This window comes from Streptomyces carpinensis (assembly GCF_002154505.1).
GTDB lineage: Bacteria > Actinomycetota > Actinomycetes > Streptomycetales > Streptomycetaceae > Streptomyces > Streptomyces carpinensis.
The window spans coordinates 1-18766 of the sequence record NZ_MUBM01000304.1; the positions used below are offsets into that span (position 1 = coordinate 1).

Genomic DNA, 18766 nt, shown 5'->3' on the forward strand with positions numbered 1-18766 from the left:
CTCGGTTTCGAGAAACCCTCTGAGCTCCATCCACTTCCAAAATCACGGGAACTCGTCATATCATGGACCGAACGAATGGTCGGTCGGGATTGGTGGTAGGGATGACTGTACGGCAGGCCGGGACCTCGTCGGCGGACGATGCGCCGCCCGAACTCCAGGAGCGTTTCGACGACACGATCGCGCGCGACCAGCGGATCGAGCCGCGGGACTGGATGCCGGACGGCTACCGCAAGACGCTGATCCGGCAGGTCGCCCAGCACGCGCACTCGGAGATCATCGGCATGCAGCCGGAGGGCGAGTGGATCACCCGCGCGCCGTCGCTGCGCCGCAAGGCGATCCTGTTCGCCAAGGTCCAGGACGAGGCCGGCCACGGGCTGTACCTGTACTCGGCGGCCGAGACCCTGGGCGCCGACCGCGCCGACCTCACCGAACGGCTTCTCGAGGGCCGTCAGAAGTACTCCTCGATCTTCAACTACCCGACCCTGAGCTTCGCCGACGTCGGTGTCATCGGCTGGTTCGTGGACGGCGCCGCCATCTGCAACCAGGTTCCGCTGTGCCGCAGCTCCTACGGGCCGTACGCCCGTGCGATGGTCCGCATCTGCAAGGAGGAGTCCTTCCACCAGCGGCAGGGCTACGAGCTGCTGATGACGATGATGCGGGGCACCGACGCCCAGCGGGAGATGGTCCAGGACGCGGTGAACCGCTGGTGGTGGCCCTCGCTGATGATGTTCGGCCCGCCCGACGACGCCTCGCCCAACTCGGCGCAGTCGATGGCCTGGAAGATCAAGCGTCACAGCAACGACGAGCTGCGTCAGCGGTTCGTGGACATGACCGTGCCGCAGGCCGAGAAGCTCGGCGTGACCCTGCCCGACTCCGAGCTGCGCTGGAACGAGGAGCGCGGCAGGCATGACTTCGGCACCCCTGACTGGGCCGAACTGAAGCGCGTGATCAGCGGCGACGGGCCGTGCAACGCCGAGCGGATGGAGCGGCGCCGGGCCGCGCACGAGGAGGGCGCCTGGGTGCGTGAGGCGGCAGCCGCGCACGCCGCCAAGCAGGCCGCCAGGACGAAGAAGGGAGCAGCGGCATGAGTGAGACGCAGGCGAAGAAGGACGGCTGGCCGCTGTACGAGGTGTTCGTACGGGGCAAGCGCGGACTCAACCACGTCCACGTCGGCTCCCTGCACGCCGCCGACGACCGCATGGCCCTCACCCACGCCCGTGACCTGTACACCCGGCGCAACGAGGGCGTGAGCATCTGGGTGGTGCGCTCCGACAACATCACCGCCTCCACCCGCGACGAGAAGGACCCCTTCTTCGACCCGAGCGCCGACAAGGTCTACCGGCACCCCACCTTCTACGACATCCCCGACGACGTCCCGCACATCTAGGAGCAGGTCATGAGCGACGACCACGTCTACCTGTCCCTGGCCGAGGGACACGACGACAGCGACGCCCGCTGGGCCTTCGGCACCGGCTTCGAGGACCCGCTGCACGGCGTCAGCACGGCCGTCCCCGAGGGCGTCGACCGGGCCGAGCTGGCCGCGACCTGCCTGGCACTCGGCGACGACGCCCTCGTCGGCGCCCAGCGGCTGGCCGAATGGACCACGCGCGCCCCGGAGCTCGAGGAGGAGGTCGCCCTCGCCAACATCGGGCTCGACCTCCTCGGCCAGGCCCGTCTGCTGTACGCCCGCTGCGGCCAGGTCGACGGCACCGAGCGCGGCGAGGACGCCTACGCCTACTTCCGCGACGCGGACGACTTCCGCAACGTACGCCTGGCCGAACTTCCCAACGGCGACTTCGCGTTCTCCATGGCACGGCTGCTGGTCCTCTCCAGCTGGCGCCTGGCCCACTTCGAGCGGCTCGCCACCTCCGCCGACCCGGTGCTCGCCGCCATCGCCGCCAAGGGTGTGAAGGAACTGACGTACCACCGGCAGTACGCGGCCGAGTGGGTCGTCCGGCTCGGCGACGGCACGCAGGAGTCCCACCGGCGCATGCAGGCCGGGCTCGACCAAGTCGTCCCGCACCTCGGCGAGTTGTTCGCGGCCCACGACGCAGGGACGGCGGTGCTCGCCGTACTCGGGCAGGTCGCCGAGGCCGCGGCCCTGTCCCTGCCGGACGTGCCGCCGTCGGCAGCCGGTGCCGGACGCGAAGGCGACCACACCGAGCACCTCGCCCCGCTGCTCGCGGAACTGCAGAGCGTGGCCCGAGCCCACCCGGAGGCGACATGGTGAGCGTCCTCACCGACGCCCGGCGGGCCCGGCACGTCGCCGAGCAGGTGCCCGACCCAGAACTGCCCATGCTCACCCTCGCCGACCTCGGCGTGCTGCGTGAGGTGCGGGTGACACCCGAGGGCACGGTCGTCGCCGAGCTCACGCCCACCTACTCCGGCTGCCCGGCCATGTCCGAGATGCGGGCGGAGGTGGCCGCGCGGCTCAAGGGCGCCGGCTACGACAGCGTGGAGGTGCGCACGGTCCTCGATCCGCCGTGGACCACCGACTGGATCACCCCCGAGGGCCGCCGCAAGCTCGCCGAGCACGGCATCGCGCCTCCGGGACCGGCACCGCGCCCGGCGCCGGGACCCGTGCCGCTGGTCCTGTCCGCCACCCGCCCAGCCGTGCCCTGCCCGCGCTGCGGCGCCACGGACACGGAGGAGACCTCCCGCTTCGGCGCCACCTCCTGCAAGGCGCTGTGGCGCTGCCGCGCCTGCCGCGAACCGTTCGAGTACGTCAAGGAGATCTGATGGAGGACCTGTTGGCCCCCGCCGACGCGGCCCCCGCCCCGGTACGGCGCACGCGCCGCCGCCCGGCCTTCCACACCTTGCGGGTGGCAGCGGTGGAACGGCTGTGCGAGGACGCGGTCGCGGTGAGCTTCGACATCCCCGACGAGCTGGCGCAGGAGTTCGCCTTCGAGCCCGGCCAGTCGCTCACCCTCCGCCGTGAGGTCGACGGACGCGACGAACGGCGCTCGTACTCGGTCTGCTCCCCGGCGGGCTTCCGGCCCCGGATCGGGGTCCGCGTGGTCCCCGGCGGCCTGTTCTCCGAGTGGCTGGTGAACGAGGTCGAGCCGGGTGACACCGTCGAGGTGATGGGTCCGGTGGGCGCCTTCACCCCCGACCTGGCCACGCCCGGACACCACGTGCTCATCGCGGCCGGCTCGGGCATCACGCCCATGGTCTCCATCGCCGAGTCGGTCCTCGCCGCCGACGAAGCCTCCCGGGTCACCCTCTTCTACGGCAACCGCCGTACCGGCTCGGTGATGTTCGCCGACGAACTGGCCGACCTGAAGGACCTCTACCCGGCACGGTTCCAGCTCGCGCACGTGCTGTCCCGCGAACCGCGCGAGGCCGAACTGCTGACCGGCCGCCTGGACGCCGACCGGCTGGCCGCGCTCATCGACGGCCTGGTCGACGTCTCCGACGCCGACCACTGGTGGCTGTGCGGCCCGCACGGCATGGTCCTCGACGCCCAACGGGTGCTTGCCGGGCTGGGCGTGCCGGACGACCGGGTCCACCAGGAACTCTTCTTCGCCGGAGAGGAGCCCGTCGCCACCGTCCGCCACGAGGAGCCCAGCGCGGACGGCCCGGTCAGCCAGGTCACCGTCGTCCTGGACGGCCGCTCCACCACCTCCGCGCTCTCCCGCGAGGCCACCATCCTCGACTCCGCCTCCAGGGTCCGCCCCGACCTGCCCTTCGCCTGCAAGGGCGGCGTCTGCGGCACCTGCCGCGCCCACATCACCGAGGGCAAGGCGGACATGCGCCGCAACTACGCGCTGGAACCCGCCGAAGTGGACGCTGGATACGTACTGACCTGCCAGAGCTACCCCGTCTCCGACACCCTGACCGTCGACTTCGACAGCTGAGGGGTACCGCACCTCGACACCCCGCCTCGCGGTCGCCGCGGGCGTCGGCACTCTGCCTCTCGGACTGATTCCGGGCGCCGGCGCTCGCGACCTACCCGCGGGTCCCGCTGCTGGGTCCTAAGCTCGGGACACGCTGATTGAACACCGTCGGAAGCGGCCTGTGGTTCCTGCGTCGGCCTACGTGGCTCCGTCCGCCGTGCTGTGCGGCGGGGTGGTGCTGGGCGAGCGGGCACGTGCGCTGCACGGTGCCGTCCTCCAAGTGGACGTGAAGGTTGTAGGCGACATGACGACCCGTGCGTGTGCCAGGATTCGGATTCCAGCGCGGTGATACATACAAATGGGTACATTGATCGCGTGGACAGGGAACTTGCGCTGGAGAAGCGGCAGTTCGGGCACCGTGCCCGGCTGGCGCTGTCTCCTGTGCAGGTCCGGCTCATGGACGACCAGGCGCACGCTGCCCGCACCATGTGGAACCTCCTGCATGACTCGTGGACGATGCTCCCCAAGGAGTGCCGGAACCTGGTGGCTGCGGACGCGGCGATACGCCGGGCCCGCAAGGACATCGACTGGCTCGCCGTCCTTCCCGCCCAGGCCGCGCAGGCAGTCCTCAAGACGTATTTCCAGGCATGGAAGAACTGCTGGGAAGGGCGGGCGGAGGAACCGAACTTCAAGGCCCGCAGCGACCCCGGCCCGGACACCGCGAGGTACAGAAAGAACCCGGCGGCTTGCACCAGCTGTCCCGCGATCACCACCGGCCGAGGGCCGACGCGGTCCACGATGTCTCCCACGAGCAGGGGCAGCGGGAGCGCGCAGGCGGTGGCGGTGGTCAGCAGCAGGCCGACGCCGGCCTCCGACAGGTGGGTGACGGTGAGGAAGTAGACCATGGAAAGCGGGAGATAGAGCCCGGTGCCGATGGCGTCGATGGCCAGCGCCACCGGTATCGCCCAGGCGGCGCTGTCGCGGGCTGCGGCCACCCCACGGCTTGTCGGGCGGCCGTCCGCGGGCTTCCTGCTGTCGGACGCCTCGTCGGCACGGGGCCCTCCATTCCTGCGTGGTTCATTCGGAGCTGCCGGGTACGGCTGCCGGCCGGCACCGGGCTGCCGCCCGATCCGCGGGGGCCTGAACAGGCCAGGGCCGTGAAATCCGTGAGCCCCACTTTGTAACCGCAGGCGCACACCGACGTCCACGGAATTTGGGCGGGCCCTGCAGGCCGGTCACCTCAAAGGCTGTCTAACACCAAATGAGGTGACATGTCAGGACGATGTGAGAGCGTCCCGCGACGGAGGGCATTCGATTACGGCCTTCAGGGAGCCGGCGCGCGGAGTCTCGGTCACGAGAACGGCATCCTTTTGAAGGGTTGTGCCGGTCATCTTCATTACTCGCTCACGAATTGCGCAAATGCTGGTGGCCGAGCCTTGCGACGGCACCGCGAAACCGTTTCCGCCAGTCAGTCTGGAAAAGTGCCCTGTCACGCCAACATTTAGGTAAGTGCCTGAACAGGAAGCCATATGTGGGGCACCGCGGACGGTGGTGTAACACCGCAGTGCATGCAAAACGCAGAAGCAGGAAGAAGCAGGGCGACGACCCGGGATGGATTTCGGTGCCCTGGCACGACTGCGCCGACGCGGCGCTACGTCAGATCGGATTTCATGTGAGCAACATCGACCCGATGCCCGGATACCGGGCACACAACGAGCCCTCAGGCACGAACCACGCCGTGCGGCGCAACGCCCTTGTCGGGGGCCGACCATGACGCGCACATTCACCGACAGCGGTCACCTGCCCATCTACGAGGACCTCGTACGCGAACGCGGCGACGTCGTCGCCGAGGCTCAGCTCGCGGCGGAACACATCCAGCACCAGGCAGCGGAGCTGCTGACCGGACGGGATGTGCCCGGGCGAGCCCATCGCTGGGACGGCGGCACCGGTGCCGCTGCGGCCGGTCAGCCGGAGTGGCGCGGGGCGCCGCCGCCGTAGGTGGACTCGGCTCTTGCCCCGGGGTCCCCGCCAGTGTCCGATGAGCCAACCGGCCGCAAGGGGCTGAGCGGCGGGTCATCGATGATGGATGCCGGTGACCGACAGCGTCCAGGCGGCCCCGGGCCGCCGCGGAGGGACCGCGATGCGACATGCCACAGGAGAACAAACGCCCGGCACCAGCGGCTACGACGCCGAACTACGGCGGCACAACGACGTACTGCGGCAGGCGGTTGGGGTTCAGCTCCATGACCACGTCCTCGACATCGGCTGCGGGGCCGGGCAGACGACCCGACAGGCCGCGCGTACGGCGCGGGCGGGCAGTGCGCTCGGGATCGACGTCTCGGCGCCCGCGATCGAGCGGGCCCGCGAGCCGGCCCGGACGGAAGGGTTGCGCAACGTCACCTTCGAGCATGCCGACGCGCAGGTCCACCGCTTTCCGCAGGAGCGTTTCGACCTGGCGATCAGCAGGTTCGGCACGATGTTCTTCGACGACCCCGTCGCTGCGTTCGCCAACATCGGGCGGGCGCTGCGCCCGGCCGGGCGCCTGGTGATGATGGTTTGGCAGGCCCACGAGCGCAACGAGTGGGACGTCGCCATCCGCCAATCCCTCCAAGCGGTCGTAGGGCCGGTAGCCGCCGCGTGCGACGGACCCGATCCGTTCTCGCTCGCCGACCCGCCGACCGTGAAGGGGATCCTGCACGCCGCAGGGTTCGCCGGCGTCGCCTTCACCGACGTCCACGAATCGGTCCACTACGGTCCGGACGTGGCCGCCGCCCTCGACCGGATCCGCGGCTTCACGTGCACCAGCGAAGTCCTGAAGCGGCTGGAACCCGCCGACGCGGCGCGCGCCGTCGAGCGGCTGCGCGTGGCGCTCGCCGCGCACCTGAGCGACGACGGTGTCCGGTTCGACTCCCGCGCCTGGATCGTCACCGCTCATCGCCACCGAGAGGGAACACAACCGCACCCACGCAGTTGATCGGATCTCGGACGCCACGACACCGTCGGCCGTCGACGACGTCGATGCCGGGCGTCGTAGCGGCTCGGCTCAGAATCGACTGTACGTGTCGATGTCCTCGGCGAACTCCTCGATCGCCTGTGCGGTGAGCGTCGGGCGGGTGTCGGCGATGGCGGTCATGTAGTCCTCGGTGGTTGCCGGCCGGTCCTGGCGATGTGCGATCTCTCGTTCGAACGCTGCCTGTGCGGCCTTGCGGGCAGCGAATTCGATGTCGGCCGGAGTGAACAGCTCGCTGGCTCCGACCAGTTGGTCGAGGTCCACCGAGTGGGCGGAAGACCTGAGATAGCGCGCCCAGATCGCCGCTCGAGCGGTCGGGTCGGGCGGCCCGATGGGGATGACGTAGTCGAACCGGCCCGGTCGCAGGAATGCGGCGTCCAGAGAGCGCACCGAGTTGGTGGCGCAGGCCAGCAGCCGCGCGTCGGACTCGCGGAAGACGGGGATGAGTTTGAGCAGTTCGTTGGTCACTCCGTGCCCGGGATCGACCGCCTTTCCGGAGCGCACCCCGGCGATCTCCTCGACCTCGTCGATGAAGAGCAGCACCGAGTCCAGTTCGGCCAGGTCCGCGAAGGTCTCCCGCAGCGCCGCGGCCAGGCCCTCGCTCGTGTCGGCCGCGAGACGGGAGGGGAAGAGCTCCACGAACGGCCAGCCGAGGCGTGAGGCCACCGCCTTGGCGAAACTGGTCTTTCCGGTGCCGGGCGGGCCGAACAGGATGATCGCCTTGGGCGGGGCGACGCCGTAGCGGTCGGCCAGCGCCGGTTCGGTCAGCGGGAGCACGACACGGCGCTCGACGACCTGCTTCTCTCGCTCCATGCCGGCCATGGCGTCCCAGAGCCCAGGCGGCAGCATGCGCCCGCCCAGCGCCGCGAGGATGTCGGCGTTGGCGGTTCCGGGCGGTTCGAGTTTCTCGTAGTAGATCAGGTCGTCGCGGGAGTGGTAACCGGAGTTCTCCAGAGCCTTCGTCCCGGCGGCACCGGCGGGCAGCAGCGCGCTGATGTGGCGCACGCCCAGTGCCCGCAGGCGCCGTTCCAGCTCGGCGAGGAGAGCACTGCCGATACCGCGCTCGCGCCATCGGGAGGCGAGTGCCACCAGGAGGATCCACCCTCGTTTGCCGCAGGACTGCGCCACGGCCATGCCCACCAGTTCGTCGCCGACCACCGCCACGACCGCTGTCTGGCCCGCCTTGGCCGCGGCCATCACCTCGGAGACCGGAAACACCCGGTCCTCGTCGGCACGACGGCTCTGATCCCAGATCTGGATGGCCTGGTCAAGATCGTCATCGCGATAGTCGCGCAGATGCCAAGCGGGCATCGCCACCACCTCACCGCACACGGGAGTCCCATTGTCCCCGCTCGCGGCACTCGGTGACGAGTCCGGGCCGGTCCCTCACGGATCGACCGCGACCACCCGCCGGCAGCCCCGTGAAGCTCCGCCCTCCCTCGCCCCGGCGTGCCATCGCCCGGCGGGCACGGCATCTCACATTCCGCCCGTGCCGCCACCGGTGAGGCCCGGAGCCAGCGCCGGGACCCAGAACACGGCGACGGCCAGTCCGATCGAGGCGATTCCCACGGCGCGCGCCACCACGCGGCCGGCCGGAGCGAGCTTCTCGGCGGTGATCACCGCTGCCAGGACCACCATGGCCCACAGGTTCATCACCCCGAACGCGGCCAGCAGAGTCATGAGCGACCAGCAGCAGCCCAGGCAGAAGGCCCCGTGGTGGGCTCCGGCGCGCAGATCGCGCGAGCGCCGCGGGTACGAGGCGTAGCGCAGCATCACACCGATCGGCGAGCGGCACTTCGCCAGGCAGCGGTCCTTGAGGGGGGTGAGCTGGTAGACGCCGCTGACCGCGAAAACGACCGCCGCCACTGCGGTCCCCGCCGTGGCGGGCAGGGCAGCCGCCCGGCCCAGGCCGGCGGACAGCGCGTACGCCGGCAGGCCGGCCGCAGCCCAGACGAGCAGGTAGGCAACCGTGAAAACGACCATGCGCGGCGCCCGGTGCACGACGATGGTGCGTGCGTAGAGCGCGGCGACGGACGTCGTGGCGGGCAGCATCATCGCGGCCATCATCAGCGTCCACACGGCCAGGAAAGCGGGCAGGCCCAAGCCCATGGTGCCGGGCATCGCCGGCATGCCGCCCCAGCGCGTCACCACCCAGACCCAGGCGGCGGCCGCCGCGACCAGCAACAGTCCCGCGGGGGCCGCCGTGCGGCCGACGGCGACCGGCCCACCGGTCACGCGGACCACGTGAAGGGTGCCGAGTGTCCGTTGCCGCCGGTGAAGTCCCAGGACCGGCCGTACACCCCGTCGCCCGTCGCCCGGGTGGACCGGGCGATCGTCAGCGTGCTGCTCACCGGGTGGAACACGCCGGTCAGACCCATCACCGGACCGTCCTCGCCGAACTGCGGAGCGACCCGGTCCTCGATCTCGATGTCGATGGCGTCGCCCACCCGCGCGGCGTGGCGGCGGCCGTCGTCGCAATAGTCGATGGGGACGCGCTCCACGCCGAGGACCTCGCCGATGAGCGGAGTGAGCGCGGCCATCGGCCCGCCGGCCTGGCCGGAGAAGACCTTGCCCAGCGCCTCCGCCTGGCCGTCGTCGGCCGAAGCATCGACGTACAAAGCCACCTGCCAGCCGCCCTCGGCCATCACCCGGGGCCCGTCGACGAAGACGGCGACGCTGCGGTCAGAGACGTCCACGCCGTCCACGTCCCCGCTGTCCACATGGAAGGCGAAGGTCACCTGGCAACGCTCGTGATCGGCCGGTGCGGTGAGGCCCGAGGTGGTGCACGGGCAGACCACGTCGCAGTTGCAGCTCTCCAGGTAGGTGCCACTCAGATTCCAGGGCATCGCTCTTCCAGCCTGTGTCGCGTCCCCCCTCGGCGAAGAGAGTGCATCGGGAGGATCCGTCCCGCCCTGGTGCCCCTCTTCCTCAGGCTATTCGCGACGACCCCGTCGTGCAGATCCTGCTGCCGGCGCAGCCCCCACCGTGGCATCGGGAACCCGCCCATGCGGTGACGACGCTTCGGGACGTCCTCAGCGGCTCAGCTCCCCGAGGGCGGCGCAAAGAATTCCAGCTGAATGTTGTCCGGGTCGCGCAACGCGAGTCCGGAACCGCAGTGGGCGTCGACGATCTCTCCGTGCGCGATGCCCAGGTCGCTCAGGCGCTTTTGCCAGTTCTCCAGTTCGCCCCGGTCGGTGCAGACGAAGGCGACATGGTCGAGGCCGACCCGGCGCTCGTCGAATCGACCCCGATCCTGATCAGTGCTCGCGGTGTCGCCGGGAAACTCGTGAAGACCGAGCAGGGTGCCGTCCCGGAGGGCGAAGACGATGTGGTGAAACGGGCCGGTGTCCTCGTCCAGGACCGGTTCGGCGCCGATCAGCCGCTGGTACCAAGCCGCGCTCGTACGCAGGTCGGACACGGTCAGTGCAACATGGGCCAGCCCAGGAAACGCCATCGTCACTGCTCCTTCGAAAGTCACCTGCTTGTTCGCGGGGAAGCCACTGGCTCGTTCGCGACCGGGCGGCTGGGAGCCGACCACTCCGATCAGATGGGAGCCCTTGCGGGGACCGTCCGTTCGCCGGGTCGGACCGTCCGGTTCGCACCACGGTCGGCGGATCGACTCCCGGGCCGACACGACCGGTGCAAGACCGGCCCCAGCCGGGTTGTCCCCAGGAGGCACGGTCACTCTCACCGTCCCAGACCGGCACCATCGCGTCCAACGCAGAGGAGACGTGCCGGGGCCGGGTGGGAGTGGGGTCGCCGGCGCACCCGATCCGGTCGGGGAAGGACGAGGGTCAGCGACTGATGCGGTCCCCAGGCGCGGGGGCCGTACCGGTCACAGGTCGAGCGGGAGAGCGGTGAAACGGGAGCGGGAGCTGACGCCCAGCTCGGAGTAGCAGTTCCTCAGGTGGAAGTCGACGGTGCGTGAACTGACGAACAGCTGAGCGGCCACGTCCCGGTTCGACAGGCCCTGTCGCACCAGGGCGGCGACCTGGCGTTCCTGCGGGGTCAGGTCGGCAGCGGTGGTGACGTCCCGGCGGCGTGCCGGAGGCGCGCAGTTCTTGTGCGGCCCGCTGGGCCCACGAGGTGGCGCCGAGGTCCTCGAACAGCGCCACCGCGGTGCGCAGGTGCTCGCGGGCGTCGACCCGGCGGCGGGCGCGGCGCAGATGCTCGCCGAAGGCCAGGTGGGTGTGGGCACGGTTGGGCAGCCCGGCGAATCGGCGTGCGCCGCGAGTGCCCGCTGGAAGTGGGTCTCGGTCTCGCCGTCGCCTGCGAGCAGGGCGCGGCCGTGCTCGACGATCGCGGTCGCGGCCCGCGGACCGGTGCCCGCTGTGAACTGCTCCAGTTCGGCCAGCCAGGTGCGGGCGATGTCCGGGCGGTTGCCGCGGATGGCCGCGTCGAACAGGTCGAGTGCGGCCAGGCGGCGCCAGGCCGGCCCCTCGATCCGCTCGAGGTGGTGCAGCCCGGTCGACGGCTGCGCGGCCGCACGCAGCCCGCGGGTCCAGTGCGTCAGGTCGGCGACGATGCCGTCGGTGATGCCGACCCTGTGCTTGTCCCGGGTCGCGGTTACCTCGTCCAGGTGGCGCTCCGTGGCGTCGTCACCACGCAGCGCCGCGATCAGGGCGAGTTGCGCGGTGGGCAGCGCGGACAGCCCCGGGTGGCCGGTGCCGACGGTCAGCGGCAGCGCCTCGCCGGCCGAAGCCGTGACGCACGACGGCCACCCCCTGAGCGCCAAGAAGTTCGCTCTGCACTTCGCCGAGATGGTCGCGGCGATGGCCGTCGGCATGGTGGTCCTGCATCCGGTATGGATGTTCGCCCTCGATGCCCTCGGCGCGGCGGCACTGATGCACAACCCGTACACCGGCGCGCTGATCATGGCGACGAACATGACGATGGCCATGTCCGCCTGGATGAGGTTCCGCGGCCACCGGTGGCGGCCCATCGCCGAGATGGGTGCCGCCATGTACGTGCCCTTCCTGGCGTTGTTCGTGCCGCTGGCGCTCAAGCTCATCGGCACCGGCGCCCTGATGCTGTGGGGCCACGTGCTCATGCTCCCGGCGATGGCCGTGGCCATGCTGCTGCGCCCGCACGAATACGCCCGCTGCTGAGTCATCGACCGCGCCCGGCGTCGTCGGTGACTCCTGCGGCGTCGCGTGAACCCGACTGCCATGGCGGGGGCCTGCCCGTTCCCGCCGCCCTGTAGACCGCTCCACTCCACGAGAGGGCACTCGGCGACGCCGCGGGCCCGGCTGGACCGACGGCGCTTCTCAGTGTCTTCTCAGCGAGCGCCGCCGAGGCTGGAGGAGTCCCGGAAACGACCGGGTCCTTTTCGCACCGAGGAAGCGAGTCCTTCTCGCATCGAAGAGGAGGAGCCCATGGGTACCCGCACCGCAGCCCCACCCGTCTCTCCTCGCCGGGGCAGCACGGCCCCGGGGACCGCGGGCACGGGCGACAGGCTGAACCGTTTCTTCGACGACGCCTGCGACCGCACTCCGGCGGCCCCGGCCCTTGAATGCGGAGCGCGGCTTGTGACCTACGCCGATCTCGACGCGCAGGCCAACCGAGTGGCCCGGCATCTGCACCGCGTCGGCATCGGTCCCGGCAGCCGTGCGGCCCTGCTGCTGCCCCGGTCCGTGGACATGTACGCGTGTCTGCTGGGCGTGTGCAAGGCGGGCGCGGCGTTCGTGCCGATCGACCCTGCGGCGCCGCCCGACCGCGTCGCCTTCATCCTGGACGACGCGGGCGCCGCCGTGGTGCTGACCACATCCGCACTCGCGTCCGACGCCGCCTGGGCGGATCGGTGCCCCACCTGCCGGGTGATCGAGATCGACGCGTGTGCCGGAGCTCTCGCCGACCTGCCGCCCGAGCGGCCTGCCGCCGTGGCCGGGGAAGCGGAGGATCCGCTGGCGTACGTGATGTACACCTCGGGGTCCAGCGGCAGGCCGAAGGGCGTGGAGATCGCCCAGTCGAGCATCTGCAACTTTCTGCGCGTCGTGTCACCGATCTACGACATACGGCCGCACGATCGCGTGTACCAGGGCATGACCCTCTCGTTCGACTTCTCCATCGAGGAGATCTGGCCCACCTGGGCGGCCGGTGCCACGCTCGTCGCCGGACCTGGCGGCCCCGGACAGTTCGGCGACGATCTCACCGACTTCCTGCGGGAGCATCAGGTCACAGCTCTGTACTGCGTCCCGACGCTGCTGGCGACGATCTCCCGCGACCTCCCGCGGCTCCGCAAGGTCTTCGTCGGAGGCGAGGCCTGCCCTGCCTCGCTCGTCGAGCGGTGGAGCAGGCCGGGACGGCGCATCCTCAACACCTACGGGCCGACCGAGGCAACCGTGACCGCCACCTGGCAGGAACTCCGGCCGGGGCGTCCGGTGACCATCGGCCGCCCGCTGCCGACCTGCTCGGCCCTTCTCCTGGACGAGCGGCTGCGGCCCGTGCCGCAGGGCGCGGTCGGTGAGATCTGCCTGGGCGGTCCGGGCCTCGCACGCGGCTACGCGGGACGGCCCGACCTGACCGCCGACCGCTTCGTCCGGCACCCCTCGGCGCCCGGCTCGGGCCGCCTGTATCGCACCGGGGACCTCGGCAGGATGACCGACGACGGGGAGATCGAATACCTCGGCCGGGCCGACGCCGAGGTGAAGATCCGCGGCTACCGGGTGTCCCTGGACGAGATCGACAACGTGCTGCTGGAGGACCCCGGCGTGGCTCAGGCGGCCACCACCCTGGTGCCGCCGCGGGACGGGTCCGACGGTGACCGTGTTCTGGCCGCCTATGTCGTGCCCACTGTGGGCGGCGCGGTCCCAGACGACGATCTCGCCGCCCGGCTGCACCGGCGTCTGCGCCAGTCGCTGCCCGCGTACATGGTGCCCGCGACGCTGGATCTCCTGGACCGGCTGCCTGTCATGCCCAGCGGTAAGACGGACCGTACGAGACTGCCCGCACCCAGCGGCCGCCGGCTCGCCCCCACCGGCCAGGTGACGCCGGTCCGCGACCGGCTGGAGGCCAGGGTGCGCGACGCCTGGGCACAGGCGCTCGGAATGGACCCAGGCGAACTCTCCGCGGACGCCGACTTCTTCACCGACCTCGGCGGTCACTCGCTGCTCGCCGCCCGCGCGGTGTCGCTGCTGCGCGAGCCGGGCGGCGGGCCCGGTCCCACTCTGCGCGACCTGTACGAGAACCCGACCGTGAGCAGCTTCGCGGCACGGGTGCGCTCCACGGCCGACACCTCGTGCGCGCCGCAGCGCCCCCGTCCCGCCCCCCTGCGGCACGGCCGCGCCCGCATCGCGCGGGCCGGTCTCGTCCAGGCGACGGCCTTCTACGCGTTGCTCCTCCTGCTCACCGGTCCGGTGGCCGGATCCGTCGTGCTGCGCCACGGACAGGTCTCGGGCAGCGGGGCCACGGGGCCGGCCGTCTCGGTGCTGGCCGGCTACTTCGCCGTGCGCTGGCTGGTCCCCGTCCTTCTCGCGCGGCCGCTCACCGCGGGCATCCGGCCCGGCCGGTATCCGCTCTGGGGGGCCACCTACCTGCGTCTGTGGCTGTCGGACGTCCTGCTGCTGGGGATCAGCCCACTGCGGATGCTCAGCGGATCCCCGCTCATGGGCCCGTACCTACGGCTCCTCGGCGCCCGCGTCGGTCCCCGCACCACCATCGCCACCGGCCTCGTCGGCCTGCCCACGCTGCTGCGCGTCGACCGGGACGCCACGATCGGCTACGGCGCCACGCTGCGCCCCTGGCAGGTCGCCGACGGCTGGGTCACCGTCGCCCCGATCACCGTCGGCGAGAGGGCGTACGTCGGTGCCAACGCGGTCCTCGAACCAGGCGCCCGCCTGGGGGCCGGGGCCGCGCTCGGCGAGCAGTCCGTGGCGGGCCCGGACGAGGCCGTACCGGCCGGGGCGCGCCGCGCCGGATCGCCCGCACGCCCGGTCGAGGCACTGGCGCCGCTCGTCGAGACGATGCTGCGGGACCGGACCGAGGCGGATCGCTGGCGGACCCGGCAACTGGCCGTCGTCGTGCTCGGACTGGTCCTGCTGGAGTCCCTCGTGGTCGCCACGGCCCTGCCCGGTGCCGCCCTGCTCTGGTGGGCCTGGTCGCACGGTGGCACGCCCGCCGGACTCGCCGCGGCCGCGCTGTCCGGCCCGGTCTTCGTGGCCACGGTGTGCGTGGCCGTCGCCGCGGGGAAGCGGGCGGTCCTGCCGAGGACACCCCCCGGAATCCATCCGGCGCACTCTGCGCTGGGCGTGCGCAAGTGGATCGCCGACAAGCTGCTGGAGCAGAGCCTGACCCTCACCAACTCGCTGTACGCCACGCTCTACACCGTCCCGTGGCTGCGGCTGCTCGGCGCCCGCGTCGGCCGGCGTGCCGAGATCTCCACCGCGGGGCACATCGATCCCGACCTGCTCACCCTCGGCGAGGGCAGCTTCGTCGCCGACATGGCCGGCGTCGGCGCCGCCGCCTTCGCGGCCGGGCGCGTGGCCTTCGCGCCCACCGACGTCGGCGAACGAGCCTTCGTGGGCAACGCCGCGCTCGTTCCGGCCGGGACGCGGCTCGGCCCGGGCTCGCTCGTCGGCGTGGGCACGGTGCCGCCCCCGGAGCACGTGCCCGCCGGCAGCACCTGGCTGGGCTCACCGGCCCTGCGGCTGCCGGTGCGCCAGGACAGCGGGTCCTATCCGGAGGAGAAGACGTTCCGGCCCACCCGCAGGGCCGTGCTCGGCCGCCTGGCCATCGAGTTCTTCCGCGCCACCCTGCCCATGTCGGTGCTCGCGACCGCAGCCTTCCTGTACCTGCTCGCCCTGTCGGGCACCGCACGCCGCACCGGCCCGCTGGTGCCGCTGCTCGTGTCGCCACTGTTCGCCGCCTGCGCGGTGCTGGCGGTCATCGGGTGCTGCGTGCTGGCCAAGTGGGTCGTCGCCGGACGTTACCGGCCCCGAGTCGAGCCCCTGTGGAGCCTGTTCGTGCGCCGCACGGAGTTCGTCACCGGCCTCTTCGAGGCGGCGGCGGTACCCGCGGGCGTGGGCGCCCTGGTAGGGACGCCCTTCCTGCCGCCGGTGCTGCGCCGGCTCGGTGCCCGCATCGGGCGGCGCACCTGGATCGGCACCACGTACCTCACCGAGTTCGACCTCGTCGAGGTGGGCGACGACGCCTCGATCGGCATGCACGTCTCCCTGCAGACCCACCTGTTCGAGGACCGCGTGATGAAGATGTCCACGGTGACCGTCGGCCCCGCCGCGAGCGTCGGGACGCGGACCGTCGTGCTCTACGACACGCAGGTGGGCGCCGGTGTCCGGCTCGGGGCGCTGTCCCTGGTGATGAAGGGCGAGCGTCTGACGCCGGGAACGAGCTGGCACGGGCTCCCCGCCGAGGGAGACGGCAGAGCGGCACCAGCGGCCGGCAGGGCCGACCACATACCCGTGGGGAGGCAGCCATGACACACCCGAGGCATTCCGAGACCACCGCCGGGCGCCGTCCCCTGGCCCTCGTCTACCGCGGCCCGGCCTCCTCGCCCGGCTGTCCCGAGGCGGTCGCCGGACTGCTCTCCTCCGGACCGTGGAACCTGGACGTCCGCTTCACCGGTCCCAACGAGGCCCTTCCGCTGTCGGCCGAGACTCTTTCCCGGGCCCTGCTGTACGCCCAGCCCGGAGGCGGCACGCTCGCCTCCGCCTACCGCAGACTGCGGCGCCGTCGCCGGGAGATCCGCGACTTCGTCCGCGACGGAGGACGCTATCTGGGGTTCTGCCTCGGCGGCTACCTCGCCGGCGCGACACCGGGCTTCGGGCTGCTCCCCGGTGACACCGACCAGTACATCTCCTCCCCAGGGGCCACCGTCCACGACGAGAGCGACACACTGCTCACGGTGACCTGGAAGGGCCGGCCCCGCACGGTGTTCTTCCAGGACGGCCCGCTCTTCGTCCTCGACGAGCGCGCCGACGCCACGGTCCTCGCCACCTACGACAACGGAGCCGCCGCCGCCCTCGTGACCCGCTTCGAGCGCGGGCGGGTGGCCGTCACCGGCCCCCACCCGGAGGCCACGACCGACTGGTACACCGATCACGGACTGCCGGTGCACCACACCTTGGACCTGGCCATGGACCTGGTCGAGGCGGTGATGGAGGAATGACCCCACCGCCCGTTCTGCGGCTCGTGCGCACGGAGACGCAGGCGGATCCGTCGACTCTGGACGCCCGGGAACGGCGGCGCGCGTTCGCCTTCGCCCGTGCGGCGTACCGCGACCGGTACGTCACCGCGCACACGGAACTGCGCCGCCTCCTCGCCGTCCGGCTCGGCATCGCACCCCGGCAGGTCACCCTCGCCCGGGAACCGTGCCCGGTGTGCGGCGCACCCCACGGGCGGCCGGCGGTGGCGGCCGGCGCACCCCACTTCTCCCTCGCCTACAGCGCCGACCTCTGCCTGATCGCGCTCGCCGCCACGCCCGTCGGCGTCGACATGGAGGCAGTCCCGCCGCCCGATGTCGCGGCCCAACTCGCCTGCGGCCTCCACCCACGGGAGCGGACCGAACTCGCGGCGCTGCCCGAGGAGGAACGACCCCTGGCCTTCACCCGGATATGGGTGCGCAAGGAGGCCTACCTCAAGGGCCTCGGCACCGGTCTGGCCAAGGGACTGTCCACCGACTACCTCGGCGCGGGCGCCGCGGCGGCCGAGGGACCGCCCGGTTGGACGATCGCGGACATCGCCATGGACAGCAGCCTCAGTGCGGCCATCGCACTCCGCCACGGCTGACGGCGCACACGCAGGGACCGCACCTCGTGAAGTACGGCCCCTGCCCGTGTGCCGTCAGCCGAACGGCCGCTCGCCGACACGCGAGGTGCGCACCTGGCGCTCCCGCTCGTCGAGGTCGGTTCCCTGGTCGGTCTCCCGCCGTTCCTCGGGCCGCCTGTCGGTCCGCGGAGCGTCGGCCGCCCGCCGGGTGCGCCGGTCGTCGCGGCGCGCACGCTCCCGGGCATCCGGGCCCTGGTCCCGGCGCTCGTCTCGGAGGTCCCTCATCGTTCCTCCTCCTGACCTGTCCGTGCCTGCTGGACGATTCCAGCCTCCAGCCGTGGCACTGAGAGGAGGCTGAGAGCCGGACCGTTCCTCAGCTCCGTCTCAGGAAACGGCCGCTACGGTCCGGAGATAGAGTTGTCGGGAGGCTGCTGCCATGCGGACGCTGATCATCGAGGACGAGCACGCACTCGCCGAGGCGATCGCCGACGGACTTGCCGCCGAGGGCTTCGTCTCGGACGTGGCACACGACGGCCCGGACGGACTGTGGCGGGCCCTCCATGAGCCGTACGACGTCATCGTGCTCGACATCATGCTGCCCGGCCTGTCCGGTTACGAGGTCCTCAAACGCCTGCGGGCGGCCAGAGCCTGGACGCCGGTGCTGATGCTCACCGCGAAGGACGGGGAGTACGACGAGGCCGACGCCCTCGACCTGGGCGCCGACGACTACCTGAGCAAACCCTTCTCCTACGTCGTGCTCGTCGCCCACCTCAGAGCCCTGCTGCGCCGGGGGGCACCCGCCCGCCCCGCCGTCCTCATCGCCGGAGACCTCGCCCTCGACCCCGCGCGCCGACGCTGCCGCCGGGGGAACCGCGAGATCGACCTGACCGCACGGGAGTTCACCCTTCTGGAATACCTGTTCAGGCACCCCGACGAGGTGATCAGCAAGACGGACATCCTCACCCACGTGTGGGACGAGCACTTCGACGGCGACACCAACATCGTCGAGGTCTACGTCGGCTACCTCCGCCGCAAGATCGACGCCCCCTTCGGACGCCGGACCATCGAGACCGTGCGCGGAGCCGGCTACCGGCTGCGCAGTGGTGCGGGGTGACCGATGGCCGCGGGCGTCCGGTACTGGTGGGCCCGCCGGTCGTTGCGGCTGCGCCTGACCGCAGCCGCGGCCGCGGTCATCACT

The 18766-nt window shown here is 71.5% G+C and carries 18 protein-coding genes and 2 pseudogenes; 13 read left to right on the top strand and 7 right to left on the bottom strand.

Annotated elements, in window-relative coordinates; translation table 11 throughout:
* Positions 1–101 precede the first annotated feature (101 nt).
* From paaA to paaE, 5 genes are read left to right on the top strand one after another with little or no spacing between them, the layout of a single operon-like run.
* Positions 102–1088 carry a 1,2-phenylacetyl-CoA epoxidase subunit PaaA gene (gene paaA / locus BZY54_RS35140; RefSeq protein WP_086729374.1) on the top strand — a complete coding sequence of 329 codons (987 nt, stop codon included), beginning with the start codon at positions 102–104 and terminating at the stop codon, positions 1086–1088.
* The gene (paaB, locus tag BZY54_RS35145) at positions 1085–1387 is read left to right on the top strand and encodes a 1,2-phenylacetyl-CoA epoxidase subunit PaaB (protein ID WP_086729375.1); all 303 of its coding nucleotides are present in this window, start codon (positions 1085–1087) and stop codon (positions 1385–1387) included. Before paaA ends, paaB begins: the two co-directional genes overlap by 4 nt.
* 9 nt (positions 1388–1396) lie before the next feature.
* Positions 1397–2230, top strand: coding sequence for a 1,2-phenylacetyl-CoA epoxidase subunit PaaC (gene paaC, locus BZY54_RS35150; RefSeq protein ID WP_086729376.1), 834 nt, complete (start codon positions 1397–1399; stop codon positions 2228–2230).
* Positions 2224–2739 carry a 1,2-phenylacetyl-CoA epoxidase subunit PaaD gene (gene paaD, locus BZY54_RS35155; protein ID WP_086729377.1) on the top strand — a complete coding sequence of 172 codons (516 nt, stop codon included), beginning with the start codon at positions 2224–2226 and terminating at the stop codon, positions 2737–2739. Before paaC ends, paaD begins: the two co-directional genes overlap by 7 nt.
* Positions 2739–3857, top strand: coding sequence for a 1,2-phenylacetyl-CoA epoxidase subunit PaaE (paaE, locus tag BZY54_RS35160; protein WP_086729378.1), 1119 nt, complete (start codon positions 2739–2741; stop codon positions 3855–3857). The genes paaD and paaE overlap by 1 nt, the downstream gene beginning before the upstream one ends.
* A gap of 256 nt (positions 3858–4113) precedes the next feature.
* Here the strand turns inward: paaE and BZY54_RS55680 are convergent.
* Positions 4114–4194, bottom strand: a pseudogene (locus BZY54_RS55680) (IS200/IS605 family transposase); the annotation flags it as partial.
* Between the two features lie 98 nt (positions 4195–4292).
* Here BZY54_RS55680 and BZY54_RS35170 point away from each other — a divergent pair.
* From BZY54_RS35170 to BZY54_RS35185, 3 genes and pseudogenes are all read left to right on the top strand, one after another.
* Positions 4293–4535 (top strand): annotated as a pseudogene (locus BZY54_RS35170) (RNA-guided endonuclease InsQ/TnpB family protein); the annotation flags it as partial.
* Positions 4536–5606: 1071 nt separating this feature from the next.
* Positions 5607–5834: a hypothetical protein gene (locus BZY54_RS35180; RefSeq protein WP_086729379.1), complete on the top strand. Its 228-nt coding sequence runs from the start codon at positions 5607–5609 to the stop codon at positions 5832–5834.
* Between the two features lie 142 nt (positions 5835–5976).
* Positions 5977–6810: a class I SAM-dependent methyltransferase gene (locus BZY54_RS35185; RefSeq protein ID WP_086729389.1), complete on the top strand. Its 834-nt coding sequence runs from the start codon at positions 5977–5979 to the stop codon at positions 6808–6810.
* A gap of 69 nt (positions 6811–6879) precedes the next feature.
* Here the strand turns inward: BZY54_RS35185 and BZY54_RS35190 are convergent, their stop codons facing one another.
* The 5 genes from BZY54_RS35190 to BZY54_RS35210 all read right to left on the bottom strand — a co-directional run bounded on the left by BZY54_RS35190 (position 6880) and on the right by BZY54_RS35210 (position 11581).
* Positions 6880–8166 carry an ATP-binding protein gene (locus BZY54_RS35190; RefSeq protein WP_425276350.1) on the bottom strand — a complete coding sequence of 429 codons (1287 nt, stop codon included), beginning with the start codon at positions 8164–8166 and terminating at the stop codon, positions 6880–6882.
* Positions 8167–8322: 156 nt separating this feature from the next.
* Positions 8323–9081: a DUF2182 domain-containing protein gene (locus tag BZY54_RS35195; RefSeq protein ID WP_086729390.1), complete on the bottom strand. Its 759-nt coding sequence runs from the start codon at positions 9079–9081 to the stop codon at positions 8323–8325.
* Positions 9078–9692: a DUF1326 domain-containing protein gene (locus tag BZY54_RS35200; RefSeq protein WP_086729381.1), complete on the bottom strand. Its 615-nt coding sequence runs from the start codon at positions 9690–9692 to the stop codon at positions 9078–9080. Before BZY54_RS35200 ends, BZY54_RS35195 begins: the two co-directional genes overlap by 4 nt.
* Before the next feature lie 194 nt (positions 9693–9886).
* The gene (locus BZY54_RS35205) at positions 9887–10300 is read right to left on the bottom strand and encodes a VOC family protein (protein ID WP_086729382.1); all 414 of its coding nucleotides are present in this window, start codon (positions 10298–10300) and stop codon (positions 9887–9889) included.
* A gap of 381 nt (positions 10301–10681) precedes the next feature.
* Positions 10682–11581 carry a LuxR C-terminal-related transcriptional regulator gene (locus BZY54_RS35210; RefSeq protein WP_158103964.1) on the bottom strand — a complete coding sequence of 300 codons (900 nt, stop codon included), beginning with the start codon at positions 11579–11581 and terminating at the stop codon, positions 10682–10684.
* Here BZY54_RS35210 and BZY54_RS35215 point away from each other — a divergent pair.
* The 4 genes from BZY54_RS35215 (at position 11550) to BZY54_RS35230 (ending at position 17589) form a co-directional block, all read left to right on the top strand.
* Complete coding sequence (locus tag BZY54_RS35215; RefSeq protein WP_167414127.1) at positions 11550–11954, top strand: hypothetical protein; 405 nt, start codon at positions 11550–11552, stop codon at positions 11952–11954. The genes BZY54_RS35210 and BZY54_RS35215 overlap by 32 nt on opposite strands.
* Positions 11955–12221: 267 nt before the next feature.
* Complete coding sequence (locus BZY54_RS35220) at positions 12222–16280, top strand: Pls/PosA family non-ribosomal peptide synthetase (RefSeq protein WP_086729384.1); 4059 nt, start codon at positions 12222–12224, stop codon at positions 16278–16280.
* Entirely contained in the window at positions 16277–16969 is a 693-nt protein-coding gene (locus tag BZY54_RS35225) for a BPL-N domain-containing protein (RefSeq protein ID WP_086729385.1), read from the top strand. Before BZY54_RS35220 ends, BZY54_RS35225 begins: the two co-directional genes overlap by 4 nt.
* Positions 16966–17589, top strand: coding sequence for a 4'-phosphopantetheinyl transferase family protein (locus BZY54_RS35230; RefSeq protein WP_086729386.1), 624 nt, complete (start codon positions 16966–16968; stop codon positions 17587–17589). Before BZY54_RS35225 ends, BZY54_RS35230 begins: the two co-directional genes overlap by 4 nt.
* A 54-nt stretch (positions 17590–17643) precedes the next feature.
* Here BZY54_RS35230 and BZY54_RS35235 read toward each other — a convergent pair whose 3' ends face one another.
* A complete protein-coding gene (locus tag BZY54_RS35235; protein ID WP_086729387.1) occupies positions 17644–17853 on the bottom strand; it encodes a hypothetical protein in 210 nt (69 codons plus the stop codon).
* Positions 17854–18004: 151 nt separating this feature from the next.
* Here BZY54_RS35235 and BZY54_RS35240 point away from each other — a divergent pair, with 151 nt between their 5' ends.
* On the top strand, positions 18005–18682 hold the full coding sequence (locus tag BZY54_RS35240) for a response regulator transcription factor (protein WP_086729388.1): 678 nt from the start codon (positions 18005–18007) through the stop codon (positions 18680–18682).
* Positions 18683–18766 lie beyond the last annotated feature (84 nt).

Bases quoted from the DNA above. Each gene is read 5' to 3' on its own strand.
- paaA (WP_086729374.1), top strand. From the start codon at position 102: ATGACTGTACGGCAGGCCGGGACCTCGTCGGCGGACGATGCGCCGCCC.
- paaB (WP_086729375.1), top strand. From the start codon at position 1,085: ATGAGTGAGACGCAGGCGAAGAAGGACGGCTGGCCGCTGTACGAGGTG.
- paaC (WP_086729376.1), top strand. From the start codon at position 1,397: ATGAGCGACGACCACGTCTACCTGTCCCTGGCCGAGGGACACGACGAC.
- paaD (WP_086729377.1), top strand. From the start codon at position 2,224: ATGGTGAGCGTCCTCACCGACGCCCGGCGGGCCCGGCACGTCGCCGAG.
- paaE (WP_086729378.1), top strand. From the start codon at position 2,739: ATGGAGGACCTGTTGGCCCCCGCCGACGCGGCCCCCGCCCCGGTACGG.
- BZY54_RS35180 (WP_086729379.1), top strand. From the start codon at position 5,607: ATGACGCGCACATTCACCGACAGCGGTCACCTGCCCATCTACGAGGAC.
- BZY54_RS35185 (WP_086729389.1), top strand. From the start codon at position 5,977: ATGCGACATGCCACAGGAGAACAAACGCCCGGCACCAGCGGCTACGAC.
- BZY54_RS35200 (WP_086729381.1), bottom strand. From the start codon at position 9,692: ATGCCCTGGAATCTGAGTGGCACCTACCTGGAGAGCTGCAACTGCGAC.
- BZY54_RS35205 (WP_086729382.1), bottom strand. From the start codon at position 10,300: ATGGCGTTTCCTGGGCTGGCCCATGTTGCACTGACCGTGTCCGACCTG.
- BZY54_RS35220 (WP_086729384.1), top strand. From the start codon at position 12,222: ATGGGTACCCGCACCGCAGCCCCACCCGTCTCTCCTCGCCGGGGCAGC.
- BZY54_RS35225 (WP_086729385.1), top strand. From the start codon at position 16,277: ATGACACACCCGAGGCATTCCGAGACCACCGCCGGGCGCCGTCCCCTG.
- BZY54_RS35230 (WP_086729386.1), top strand. From the start codon at position 16,966: ATGACCCCACCGCCCGTTCTGCGGCTCGTGCGCACGGAGACGCAGGCG.
- BZY54_RS35235 (WP_086729387.1), bottom strand. From the start codon at position 17,853: ATGAGGGACCTCCGAGACGAGCGCCGGGACCAGGGCCCGGATGCCCGG.
- BZY54_RS35240 (WP_086729388.1), top strand. From the start codon at position 18,005: ATGCGGACGCTGATCATCGAGGACGAGCACGCACTCGCCGAGGCGATC.